Below are 12,655 nucleotides of genomic sequence, written 5' to 3' on the forward strand. Positions count from 1 at the left end.
GCTGGGGGGCGAAGCCGCCCAAAATCCAGGCGCCTCGGTCTTTCTGATACACCGAGTTGCCTGGGTTTGGGGCGGCTTCGCCACCCAGCGCGGGCAAGCCCGCTCACTACAAGGGCGTGCCCAGGAGTTGGGCGGGAGATCAGTTGTCGTAACCCAGGTTTGGCGCCAACCAGCGCTCGGTCACGGCCAGGTCCTGGCCTTTGCGTGCGGTGTAGCTGGTGACTTGGTCCTTGTCGATCTTGCCCACGGCAAAGTACTGCGCCTGCGGGTGCGCGAAGTACCAGCCGCTGACTGCCGCCGCCGGGAACATCGCATAGTGCTCGGTGAGGAACACGCCGCTGCGGCCGGCCTCCATCTCACGTGCCTCTGGGTCGAGCAATTGGAACAAGGTGCCTTTCTCGGTGTGATCCGGGCATGCCGGGTAACCCGGGGCAGGGCGGATGCCGCTGTACTGTTCCTTGATCAGTGCTTCGTTGTCCAGTTGCTCATCCTTGGCGTAACCCCAATAGTCCTTGCGCACTTGCTGGTGCAGCCACTCGGCGCAGGCTTCGGCCAGGCGGTCGGCCAGAGCCTTGACCATGATCGAGTTGTAGTCGTCGCCCGCGTCCTGGTAAGCCTTGGCGACTTCTTCGGCGCCGATGCCGGCGGTGGTGATAAAACCACCCACGTAGTCGGTCACGCCGCTGTCTTTTGGCGCCACGAAATCGGCCAGGGAGAAGTTCGGCTTGCCGTCGGTCTTGATGATCTGCTGGCGCAGGTGATGCAGGGTCGCCAGCGGCTGGCCGTCGTCGCCGTAGACCTCCAGGTCATCGTCCTTGACCTGGTTGGCCGGCCAGAAACCAAACACCGCGCGGGCGCTGATGAGTTTTTCGTCGATCAGCTTCTTGAGCATTTCCCGGGCGTCGGCGTACAGCGTGGTAGCGGCTTCGCCTACCACTTCATCGGTCAGGATGCGCGGGAACTTGCCTGCCAGGTCCCAGGAAATAAAGAACGGCGTCCAGTCGATGTACTCGGCCAGAACGTTGAGGTCGATGTTGTCCAGTACCTTGGCGCCAGTAAATGTCGGCGTCACCGGGGTGTAGCTGCTCCAGTCGAACTGCGGCTTCTTGGCAATGGCCGCCGCGTAGCTCAGGCGTTCGGTGCGGGCACTGCGGTTGGAGGTGCGTTCGCGCACTTCCACATACTCTTCGCGGGTGCGCTCGACAAAACCGGCCTTCAGCTCCTTGGACAGCAACTGCGTGGCCACACCCACCGCACGCGAGGCGTCGGTGACGTACACCACGGCGTCGTTGCTGTACTTGGGCTCGATCTTCACCGCCGTGTGCGCCTTGGAGGTGGTCGCGCCACCGATCATCAGCGGCAGGTGGAAGTCCTGGCGCTGCATCTCACGGGCCACGTGCACCATCTCATCCAGCGACGGCGTGATCAGGCCAGACAGGCCGATGATGTCGCACTTCTGCTCCTTGGCCACCTGCAGGATCTTCTCCGCCGGCACCATCACGCCCAGGTCGACGATGTCGTAGCCGTTGCAACCAAGCACCACACCAACGATGTTCTTGCCGATGTCATGTACGTCACCCTTCACCGTGGCCATCAGGATCTTGCCCTTGGCTTCCGGCTTGTCGCCTTTTTCCAGTTCGATGAAGGGGATCAAGTGGGCCACGGCCTGTTTCATCACGCGGGCGGATTTAACCACCTGCGGCAGGAACATTTTACCGGCGCCGAACAGGTCGCCGACGATGTTCATGCCGGACATCAGCGGGCCTTCGATCACTTCGATCGGGCGCGCGAACGATAGGCGCGACTCCTCGGTGTCTTCGACGATGTGGGTGGTGATGCCCTTGACCAGTGCATGCTCCAGGCGCTTGTTGACTTCCCAGCCGCGCCACTCCTCGGTCTCGGCTTCTTTTACGCTGCCGTCGCCCTTGTACTTGTCGGCGATGGCGAGGAGGGCATCGGTGCCGTCCGGGGTGCGGTTGAGCACCACGTCTTCCACGGCGTCACGCAGCTCGGCCGGGATCTGGTCGTAGATCTCCAGCTGGCCGGCGTTGACGATACCCATGGTCAGGCCGTTGCGAATCGCATGCAGCAGGAACACCGAGTGGATCGCCTCGCGCACCGGGTTGTTGCCACGGAACGAGAACGACACGTTGGACACGCCACCGGAGGTCAGCGCATACGGCAGCTCGTCGCGGATGTAGGCGCAGGCGTTGATGAAGTCGACGGCGTAGTTGTTGTGTTCTTCGATACCGGTGGCGACCGCAAAAATATTCGGGTCGAAGATGATGTCTTCCGGCGGGAAGCCGACTTCATTCACCAGGATGTCGTAGGAGCGTTTGCAGATTTCCTTCTTGCGCGCTTCGGTGTCGGCCTGGCCGGCTTCATCGAAGGCCATCACCACCACGGCGGCGCCGTAGCGCTTGCACAGCTTGGCGTGGTGGATGAACTGCTCGACGCCTTCCTTCATGCTGATGGAGTTGACGATGCCCTTGCCCTGGATGCACTTCAGGCCGGCTTCGATCACGTCCCACTTGGAGGAGTCGATCATGATCGGCACGCGGGAGATGTCTGGCTCGCCGGCGATCAGATTGAGGAAGGTCACCATGGCCTTCTTCGAATCGAGCATGCCCTCGTCCATGTTGATGTCGATCACCTGGGCGCCGGCTTCTACCTGCTGCAGGGCGACTTCGAGGGCTTCGGTGTAGTTGTCTTCCCGGATCAGCCGGGCGAACTTGGCCGAACCCGTGATGTTCGTGCGTTCGCCGACGTTGACGAACAACGAGCTGCGATCGATGGTGAACGGTTCCAGGCCCGACAGGCGGCAGGCCTTGGGGATGTCCGGAATCGGGCGCGGCGCATAACCGGCCACGGCCTGGGCGATGGCCTCAATATGGCCTGGCGTGGTGCCGCAGCAGCCGCCAACGATATTGAGGAAGCCACTCTGGGCGAATTCTTCGATGACCTTGGCGGTTTGCGACGGCAGTTCGTCGTATTCGCCGAACTCGTTGGGCAGGCCGGCGTTCGGGTGCGCGGAGACGTGGGTGTTGGCTTTGTTCGACAACTCTTCCAGGTACGGACGCAGCTCGCTGGCGCCCAGGGCGCAGTTGAGGCCCACGGAGATCGGCTTGGCGTGGGCCACCGAGTTCCAGAACGCTTCGGTGGTCTGGCCCGACAGGGTGCGGCCGGAAGCGTCGGTGATAGTGCCGGAAATCATGATCGGCAGTTCGAGGCCCAGTTCTTCGTACACCCCTTGCACGGCAAAGATCGCGGCTTTGGCGTTGAGGGTGTCGAAGATGGTTTCGATCAGGATCAGGTCGGCGCCGCCCTCGATCAGGCCTTTGGTGGCTTCGGTGTAGTTTTCCACCAGCTCATCAAAGGTCACGTTGCGATAGCCGGGGTTGTTCACGTCCGGCGACAACGAGCAGGTACGGCTGGTCGGGCCCAGCACGCCGGCGACGAAGCGCGGCTTGGCCGGGTTTTCCAGGGTCTTGGCGTCGGCGATCTTTCTCGCCAGGCGTGCGCCTTCTACGTTCAGCTCGTAGGCCAGTGCTTCCATGCCGTAATCGGCCATGGAAATACGCGTGGCGTTGAAGGTATTGGTCTCAAGGATGTCGGCGCCGGCATCCAGGTAGGCTTTTTCGATACCGCCGATCACGTCCGGACGGGTGAGAACCAATAGGTCGTTGTTACCCTTGACGTCGCTCGGCCAGTCGGCGAAGCGTTTGCCACGGTAGTCTTCTTCTTCCAGTTTGTAGCTCTGGATCATCGTGCCCATACCGCCGTCGAGGATCAGGATACGTTCCTTGAGGGCTTGATTAAGGGCTTGCAGACGAACGCTACGATCGGACATGGGACTACTCTAGGTCAGGCATTACGGAGGGCGTGAATCATAGCAAACCTGTGCCGATTTGGAGCATGTGCAGGTTTTGCATGAATATCGTTCATGTTGGCAGGGGGTGTGGCCCGGTAGAATCACCGGCAAATTTTCAGCGCACGCATTGAATCGGGACCGGATACATGTCACTTCGTCTTATCGTCAGCGCCGTTCTGGCCTTGATCGCCAGTACCGCCCAGGCTCAAGGGCCCGCCCCGGCGATTTCCTATACCCGTGATGTTCAGCCGATCTTCACCGAGAAATGTGTGGCGTGCCATGCCTGCTACGACTCGGCCTGCCAGCTCAACCTGGGCAGTGCCGAGGGTGCGGCGCGTGGGGCGAGCAAAGTGCCGGTGTATGACGGCGAGCGCAGCCAGGCCACCCCGACCACCCGATTGTTCTATGACGCCTTTGGCAAAGCCGCTTGGCAGCAGAAAGGCTTCCATTCGGTGCTGGACGCCCAGGGCAGCCAGGCCGCGTTGATGGCGCGCATGCTCGAACTGGGCCACAACGCGCCGCTGCAGCCCAATGCCAAATTGCCTGAAGAGATCGTGCTGGGGCTCAACCGCGAAAACATGTGCGCCATGCCCGGCGAGTTCAATGCCTATGCCGGCGCCCATCCCAAGGAAGGCATGCCATTGGCTGTCACCGGCCTGACCGATCAGCAATACCAGACCCTGCAGCGCTGGCTCGCGTCCGGCGCGCCGATTGATGAGCAGGGCTTGGCGCCGAGTGCCAAGGAAGCCCTGCAAGTGCAGCAGTGGGAGAACCTGCTCAACCAGCCAGGCGCCCGTGAGAGCCTGGTGGCGCGCTGGTTGTTCGAGCATTTGTTCCTCGCTCATATCTATTTCGAGAACGGCGAGCCGGGGCATTTCTTCCAGTGGGTGCGTTCGCGCACGCCCAGTGGCCAGCCGATTGACCTGATCGCCACTCGCCGGCCGAATGATGACCCGGGCACCCGCGTGTATTACCGCCTGTGGCCGGTGCAGGGGGTAATCGTGCATAAGACCCACATCACGTGCCCGTTCAGTGCCGAGAAAATGGCGCGGATCAAGGCGCTGTTCTACGCCGGCGACTGGCAGGTCAATGCCTTGCCGGGTTACGGGCCGGGCCGTCGCGCCAATCCGTTCGAAACGTTCGAGGCCATACCGGCCAAGGCGCGTTACCAGTTCATGCTGGATAACGCCGAGTACTTCGTGCGCACCTTTATCCGCGGGCCGGTCTGCCGTGGACAAATCGCCACGGACGTCATCCGCGACAACTTCTGGACCCTGTTCCAGGACCCTGACCACGACCTGTACATCACCGATGCGCGCTATCGTGGCCAGGCCACGCCACTGCTGGCCATGCCGGGGCAGAACGACGACGTCGGCAGTGTGCTCAGCCTGTGGCTGGCCTACCGCGACAAGCGCAACGAATACGAGGCCCTGCGCCGTGACAGTTATGCCGATGTGCCGCCGCCGAGTTGGTCGAGCCTGTGGGCCGGTAATGACAACGCGTTGCTGAGCATCTTCCGCCACTTCGATAGCGCCTCGGTGAACAAGGGCTTGATCGGTGAAGTGCCGCAAACGATGTGGTTGTTCGACTATCCGTTGCTGGAGCGCACCTATTACCAGTTGGCGGTGAACTTCGACGTGTTCGGCAACGTTTCGCACCAAGCCCAGACACGCCTGTATTTCGACCTGATCCGCAACGGTGCCGAGCAGAACTTCTTGCGGTTGATGCCGGCGAACTCCCGCGACGATTTCCTTGATGACTGGTATCAGAACAGCGGCAAACTCAAGTTGTGGCTGGACTACGAAGCTATTGACGACGACAAGCCGAGCGGCTTGCACCTGGACGCCAAAGACCCGAAACGCGACTTCGCCAACCAATTGCTCAGCCGCTACGGCGACCTCAACGCCAGCCCGGACCCGATCAACCGCTGCAACGGCGCCTACTGCTCGCGTGACGGCATCAATCCGGCACTACAGGATGCCGAGCAGGCCCTCAGCCGATTGACCTCACGCCCGGCGGCGGGGCTCAAGGTGATCGACCAATTGCCGGAAGCGACGATGCTGCGCATCGAAACCAGCAATGGCAAGCGCGTGTTCTATAGCATGCTGCGCAACCGTGCCCACAGTAACGTGGCGTTCCTGCTGGGTGAGGCCTATCGCTACCAGCCGGGCCTGGACACCGTGACCATCTATCCCGGCGTGCTGAGCAGCTACCCGAACTTCATGTTCAATATTCCGGCGCAGGATGTGCCTGAGTTCGTCGCCGAAATGGAGCGGGCCAAGGACGCCGATCGCTTTGAAAAAATCGTCGATCATTGGGGTGTGCGTCGCAGTCATCCATTGTTCTGGCAGTACTTCCACGATTTATCACAGTACATCCGCGAAACCACGCCGGTGGAAGAGGGCGTGCTGGACATGAATCGCTATGAAAACCTATAAAGGTGTCAGTGATCCGCTCATCCCTCTAGGCGGGTGCTGAAGCAGTCGGATATCTACCATGCAGCAATGGAAAAGGTACCCCGAAGATGCTGGTTTCAGTGCAGGCACTACGCGCCTTGGCGGCTTGGGTTGTGGTGGGGCATCACTTCATCCAGGTGTTTTTCAACTTTGAGGTCGATACCCCGCTGGCCTATTTGTTCGCCGATAAAGGTGCCATCGGCGTGGACGTGTTCTTTGTCATCAGTGGCCTGGTGATTTTTCTCGCAACAGCCGACAAGGCACTGACACCAGGGCGTTTCATGCTCATGCGCGTGGCCAGGATCGCTCCCGCGTATTGGTTCTATACGCTGCTCATGGCGTTACTGGTCATGACGGTGCCTTCGATGTTTCCAGAAACGTATGTGGTGCCCAGCCATGTGCTGCAGTCGCTGCTGTTTATTCCGGCTGAACACCCTGGCGGCTTTGGGCGTTATCCGCTAGTGGATGTCGGCTGGACCCTTAACTTCGAGATGCTGTTTTATGGGCTGTTCGCCCTGACCTTGTGGTTTCGCAGGGCCTACCGGTTGTGGATAGTCGCCACACTGCTGTACCTGGTGTGTGGCGTAATCAGCCCCGCCTTTGACCTGTTTGGCGGTTTTTACCGCAACGACATTGTCCTCGAATTCCTGATGGGCATCGTCATCGGCATGCTGTATCACCGTGGCCTGTGCCGAGCCCCGGCGTGGTTGCCGTTGCTGGGTATCGTGGCGGCCTTGGCCGCGATTTATCACGGCGCGGACGTTCCGCGCGCGCTGGAGTGGGGGGTGCCCAGCGCGATATTGGTCATCTGCTTTGTCACGCTGGAGCCTTTTTTTCGTCATTCGCGTGTCCTGAAGATGCTCGGAGATTGCTCCTACTCGGTGTATTTGCTCCACACCATGGTGCTGTGCGCCGGGCGATGGTTTGCCGAGCGCACGGGCGTTGATCTCTACGTGATGCTGCCCGTTTGCATCCTGGTGACGGCGTTCGCCTCATTTGGCAGCTACCACTGGCTGGAAAAAGCGGCGTACAGCAGGCTCAAGCAGTGGTTGGGCATTGATCAGCCGCCCATCCTTTCCCGACAAAAATACTAGGACTTTGTACCTGCGTAATATTTTGGCGTAAACTGCCGGCAAGCCTGTGAGGAGTTTCCATGACTGCCATAACCATTACCGACGCCGCCCACGATTACCTGGCTGACCTGCTGTCCAAGCAGAACACCCCAGGTATCGGTATCCGCGTCTTTATCACCCAGCCTGGCACCCAGTACGCCGAGACGTGCATTGCCTACTGCAAGCCAGGTGAAGAGAAGCCTGAAGACACCGCGCTGGGGCTGAAAAGCTTTACCGCGTATATCGACGCCTTCAGCGAAGCCTTCCTCGACGACGCCGTAGTCGACTACGCCACCGATCGCATGGGCGGCCAATTGACCATCAAAGCGCCCAACGCCAAGGTGCCAAATGTCAACGCTGACAGCCCGGTGAACGAGCGTATCAACTACTACCTGCAGACCGAGATCAACCCGGGGCTGGCCAGCCACGGCGGCCAGGTCAGCCTGATCGATGTCGTGGACGACGGCATCGCGGTGCTCAAGTTCGGTGGTGGTTGCCAGGGCTGCGGCCAGGCGGACGTGACCCTGCGCGAAGGTATCGAGCGCACCCTGCTGGAGCGTATTCCAGAGCTTAAAGGTGTACGTGACGTGACCGACCACACGCAGAAAGAAAACGCCTACTACTGAGTCAGGTGTTCACTGCGAAGAAAAAACGGCGCCCCGTGAGTGCCGTTTTTTTATGCATTATTTTCAACGCCTTACGCTGTTTTTCTAACAAATTGGTTTAGGTGTGGGAGTGGGCTTGCCCGTATTCCGTCAAGGGCGGTAAAGGTGTGCGTGGCCTGCCCGGTACAGCGACGACTCGCTGAAACTGTCACTGGCCAACACCCGGCCCACCACAATCAGTGCGGTACGCCGAAACCCCTTGGCTGCGACCTTCTCGGCAATATCACTCAAGGTCCCGACCGCCCAATCCTGATCCGGCCACGTCGCCCGGTGCACCACCGCAATCGGGCAATCAGCGCCATAGTGCGGCAGCAGTTCAGCGACGATTTTCTCCAGATGGTTGACCCCCAGGTGAATCGCCATGGTCGTGCCGTGCCGCGCCAGGCTGTCGAAGTCCTCGCCGGGGGGCATGCTGGTCTTATCCGCATAACGGGTGAGGATGACGCTCTGGGCGATGTCCGGAAGTGTCAGCTCGGTCTCCAGTAGCGCCGCGCAGGCGGCCACGGCGGTGACGCCAGGGATGATCTGGAAAGGGATGCCCAGCTCGCGCAAACAGCGGATCTGCTCGCCAATCGCGCCATACAGGCTCGGATCGCCGGAGTGCACGCGTGCCACATCCTGGCCTTTGGCGTGGGCGGTTTTGATCAGTTCGATGATCTGTTCCAGATGCAACTCAGCGCTGTTGACGACGATTCCTGCCTGGTGACCTTCCAAAACCGCCGCTGGCACCAGGGAGCCGGCGTAGATGATCACCGGGCAACTGCGGATCAGCCGCTGGCCTTTTACGGTGATCAATTCCGGGTCGCCGGGGCCTGCGCCGATGAAGTAGACGGTCATGGGGAATTCCTGTTGAAAAGCGGGCGAGCATGAAGATTGCTCATGATCGGGAAGGGCGATTATCGGGATTTTAGTCGGCGCAAGCCAACGCAAAGGTGGCCTGGGAGGTTTTTTTGCGGGTGATCAGCAGGCGCGCAGGGGCGCCAGTGAGGTGCTCGGCCAGTGCCAGGGCGGCGCTTTCGGCGATGCCGTAACAGCCGGTATGGGCGAAAGCGACAGCGGATCTGTGGCTCAGGCGGTCGGCATAACCCCCTAGCCCGGCCGCGCTGAAGCAGTGCAGTGGCAGGTTCAACAGCGCGGCCAGGGCGAGTAATCCGGGTTCATCACGTTTGCGATCAATACTCGCCAAGGCCGTAACGTGCCGGCGCTCGATACCACCCTCGGCGAGGGCGGCGTCGAACAGGCTCAGCAGGGTGTGAACATCACAACCCCGCTGGCAGCCCAGGCCGGCCACCAGGGTCATGCCGAGTATTGATCGTCACGGTTGCGGCGGAACAGCCAGGCGCTGATCAGGCCCAGGGCCAGCCAGAACGCCACGTTGGTCAACTGCGATGCGATCTTGAACTGCGCTTCCAGCGCTTCTGGTGCCAGCATCGAATGCACTTCCGGTTGCGGTGCGCCAATCACGTGGGGAACCACCAGGATTGCCGCCCCCAGTACTTTGAGCAGCCAGTTGCGACCGAATACGATCAGCGCGATACCGGCGGCGGTGGACGCTGCGGTACCGATCCACCACGTCTGGCGCAGTGCGAGGTCGGCGGCAGCCGTGCCCGGTAGCTCAGGCGGCAGCCCCAGGGTCGGTGCCAGTACGAAGGTCGCGTAACCAGCCAGCCCCCATAGCAGCCCTTGGGCGGTGCGGGTTGGCGCGCGCAGGGTGTACAGGCCGGCGAGCATCAGTGCGAAACCGACCGCCACTACCAGGTTGCCACCTGTGGTAGAGAGTACGCGCTGCCAGCCGTCTTCCGGCTCCCAGGCTTCGGCGTCGTGGGTATGGGCAGCGGTGCCGGCGGTATGCTCGTGCATCACCTCGGCAGGGGCTTTTTCAAAGGTTTCCGCCTGCAAAATCAGCGGGGCGACCCAGAAACTTTGCAGCAGGGTCAGCAGCAGGGCGGCCAAAAGTCCGGTGAACCCTGCGGTTTGCGCAATACGCTTGATCATGTCGGCAGGTCTCAATGGCACGGGAACGCGGCGCTGTGGCGGGTATCGTGGGCAGCGTTGTGCACCGCCTCGATATGCGAGAAACCGGCGAAATACACCAGGCACGCGCCGAGGATCGACGCACCGATGGCGGCGGTCAGGCGTTGGCTCAGGGTAGAGGTGCGGCTGGCGGAGTGCGAGGTGCTGCTGATGATCGACATGGCGCGTCCCTTTCAGGTGTCTGGGTGAAACGAGCGCATGAAAACCCCGCGAGCCAGGCACGCAGGGTTCTGAACAGCGCCCGCCCACCGCGGGTTTGTTATCTGATTTTTTCGGGCCGGTCTCCGGGCTTGCGAGGGGCTCAATGCCTGAAAACGTCGCCTTCCCATGCCTTGGGCACAGTGGATATGACGTTTCGCTCGCTTACCGTTGCGGGGGCAGCACCGGACTGTCATGCGTACATGAGTCACCGGTTTCCCGTTTCACCCTTTGCAGGGCACCCGAAACAAGATGTGTAGGAGAGCATGGGGGGGGGAGGGGAGTCAATTGGGATGTGGTTTTTGGTGGTGGTGGTGGTGGTGGTGTACATATCCGTTTCTTCGGTAACGGCCGCTTATGGTTCCGCTCTTACAGCGGGTCACTTTGGAAAAGCCCCAAAGTAACCAAAGGGCTCTTGCCCCAACACTCGGCACCTCGCCTAGGCTCGGTGTGCCCTCACTCCGGCTTGAATCCGTGGGCCGCCGTCATGGGCCATCCCTGGCCCAGGACGGCTAACCCGGCGTCCTGCCGGGTTGCCCACGGATTCAAGCCTGCGTTCGGCCAGCGTGTTTAACGGGGCAAGTGAGATCAAAAGCCAGAGCGCGGCGGCCTTAGAGGCGACCGGCATTTTTTATGGTGTTCACCCTCGACTGTGGGATCTGGCTAGCCTGCGATGCAGGCGACTCGGTACATCAGACGCACCCAGTTGATGCCATCGCAGGCAAGCCAGTTCCCACAGGGGAACCCGCCCGCTTTCTCGATCAGGCCGGCTGTCAGGCCGCCCAAATCCATGTCGGATTAAGGGCACACCGAGCCTGGGCGAGGTGCCGAGTGTTGGGGCAAGAGCCCTTTGGTTACTTTTGGGCTCTTTCCTAAAGTGAGCTGCCGTAAGGAGTCGCCGTTACCTAAATAACGGATATGTACACGAACCCAACCCCATCATTGACCATCCCCCAAGCACTGCGTAGCCTTGCACCCTCGAGGTTCTTCGGCCCAGGCCGAAGCTAAGAAGGGAACGCGGTCCAAGCCGCGGCTGCCCCCGCAACTGTAAAGGGTTCAGTTGACTGCCACGCCACTGCCGACAAGGCGGGAAGGCGCAGCCAGCGCCGGTCGCAAGACCTGCAAGCCCCAAGCCAGGAGACCTGCCTCGCAATCGATTTTTCAATTCAACCGGGCGGGGTGATCCGGTGACGAAATCCGCTGCTGCGCACTGTCGCAGGGCCTATCGTCCCGTATGCCCGCCCCCAAGGGCATCCGATGAAAACACTGGCCAAACTCCCCGTCACCATCGTTACCGGCTTTCTTGGCTCGGGCAAAACCACCTTGCTGCGCCATATGCTCGACAACGCCCAGGGCCGTCGTATCGCCGTGATCGTCAACGAATTCGGCGAGTTGGGCATTGACGGTGAAATCCTCAAGCAGTGCTCCATCGGTTGCACCGAAGAAGAAGCCAACGGCCGTGTCTACGAGCTGGCCAACGGCTGCCTGTGCTGCACCGTGCAGGAAGAGTTCTTCCCGGTGATGCGCGAGCTGGTTGCCCGGCGCGGCGACCTCGACCATATCCTCATTGAAACCTCCGGCCTGGCTCTGCCAAAACCCCTGGTACAAGCCTTCCAATGGCCGGAAATCCGTAGCGCCTGCACGGTTGACGCGGTGATCACCGTGGTCGATAGCCCAGCCGTGGCCGCCGGCACCTTCGCCGCATTCCCGGACCAAGTCGACGCCCAGCGCAAACTCGACCCGAACCTGGACCACGAATCGCCGCTGCACGAGTTGTTCGCCGACCAACTGGCCAGCGCCGACTTGGTGATCCTCAACAAATCCGACTTGATCAGCCCGGAAGACCTGGCCCGTGTGCGCCTGGAAGTCGCCGAAGAACTGCCGCCGGCCGTGAAGATCATCGAAGCCAGCAGCGGCCGTCTGCCGCTGGACGTGCTGATTGGCCTGGGCGCCGGCGCCGAAGAGCATATCGACGCTCGCCACAGCCATCACGATCATCACCACGAAGGTGAAGACGACCACGACCACGACGCCTTCGACTCGATTTCCATCGACCTGCCGCAAGCCGACGAGGCGCTTTTGCTCGACGCCCTGACCCAGCTGGTGGTGCAACACGGCATCCTGCGCGTCAAAGGCTTCGCCGCGATCCCGAACAAGCCGATGCGCCTGCTGATCCAGGGCGTAGGCACGCGTTTCGATAAGCACTTCGATCGCGCCTGGGCTGCCGACGAAGCACGCATCACACGTCTGGTACTGATCGGTCAGGACCTCGATGCGGCGGGTCTCGAAGCGCAACTGCGCGCTGCGCTCAGCGTTTAA

9 protein-coding genes and 2 riboswitches are annotated in these 12,655 nt (G+C 61.1%); of the genes, 4 read left to right on the forward strand and 5 right to left on the reverse strand.

The window, feature by feature from the left end:
* Positions 1-139: 139 nt before the first annotated feature.
* Positions 140-3,850: a methionine synthase gene (gene metH / locus PSH81_RS11375; RefSeq protein WP_305392545.1), complete on the reverse strand. Its 3,711-nt coding sequence runs from the start codon at positions 3,848-3,850 to the stop codon at positions 140-142.
* A gap of 167 nt (positions 3,851-4,017) precedes the next feature.
* On the opposite strand from metH, the gene PSH81_RS11380 reads away from it, so the two are divergent.
* From PSH81_RS11380 to nfuA, 3 genes are all read left to right on the forward strand, one after another.
* Positions 4,018-6,309: a fatty acid cis/trans isomerase gene (locus tag PSH81_RS11380; RefSeq protein WP_305392546.1), complete on the forward strand. Its 2,292-nt coding sequence runs from the start codon at positions 4,018-4,020 to the stop codon at positions 6,307-6,309.
* Between the two features lie 86 nt (positions 6,310-6,395).
* Entirely contained in the window at positions 6,396-7,421 is a 1,026-nt protein-coding gene (locus tag PSH81_RS11385; protein ID WP_305392547.1) for an acyltransferase, read from the forward strand.
* 59 nt (positions 7,422-7,480) lie between these two features.
* Entirely contained in the window at positions 7,481-8,065 is a 585-nt protein-coding gene (gene nfuA, locus PSH81_RS11390) for a Fe-S biogenesis protein NfuA (protein WP_003190728.1), read from the forward strand.
* A 129-nt stretch (positions 8,066-8,194) separates the two neighbouring features.
* Here the strand turns inward: nfuA and cobM are convergent, their stop codons facing one another.
* From cobM to PSH81_RS11410, 4 genes are all read right to left on the reverse strand, one after another.
* Complete coding sequence (gene cobM / locus PSH81_RS11395) at positions 8,195-8,941, reverse strand: precorrin-4 C(11)-methyltransferase (RefSeq protein WP_192299687.1); 747 nt, start codon at positions 8,939-8,941, stop codon at positions 8,195-8,197.
* A gap of 70 nt (positions 8,942-9,011) precedes the next feature.
* The gene (locus PSH81_RS11400; protein ID WP_305392548.1) at positions 9,012-9,404 is read right to left on the reverse strand and encodes a cobalamin biosynthesis protein; all 393 of its coding nucleotides are present in this window, start codon (positions 9,402-9,404) and stop codon (positions 9,012-9,014) included.
* Positions 9,401-10,099 carry a CbtA family protein gene (locus tag PSH81_RS11405; protein WP_305392549.1) on the reverse strand — a complete coding sequence of 233 codons (699 nt, stop codon included), beginning with the start codon at positions 10,097-10,099 and terminating at the stop codon, positions 9,401-9,403. The genes PSH81_RS11400 and PSH81_RS11405 overlap by 4 nt, the downstream gene beginning before the upstream one ends.
* 11 nt (positions 10,100-10,110) lie before the next feature.
* Positions 10,111-10,299: a CbtB domain-containing protein gene (locus PSH81_RS11410; protein ID WP_192299684.1), complete on the reverse strand. Its 189-nt coding sequence runs from the start codon at positions 10,297-10,299 to the stop codon at positions 10,111-10,113.
* 96 nt (positions 10,300-10,395) lie between these two features.
* Positions 10,396-10,597: riboswitch (cobalamin riboswitch) on the reverse strand.
* Positions 10,598-11,300: 703 nt separating this feature from the next.
* Positions 11,301-11,501: riboswitch (cobalamin riboswitch) on the forward strand.
* A 92-nt stretch (positions 11,502-11,593) separates the two neighbouring features.
* Here PSH81_RS11410 and cobW point away from each other — a divergent pair.
* Positions 11,594-12,655, forward strand: coding sequence for a cobalamin biosynthesis protein CobW (cobW, locus tag PSH81_RS11415; RefSeq protein WP_305392550.1), 1,062 nt, complete (start codon positions 11,594-11,596; stop codon positions 12,653-12,655).

Source organism: Pseudomonas sp. FP2335 (genome assembly GCF_030687535.1).
Classification (GTDB): domain Bacteria; phylum Pseudomonadota; class Gammaproteobacteria; order Pseudomonadales; family Pseudomonadaceae; genus Aquipseudomonas.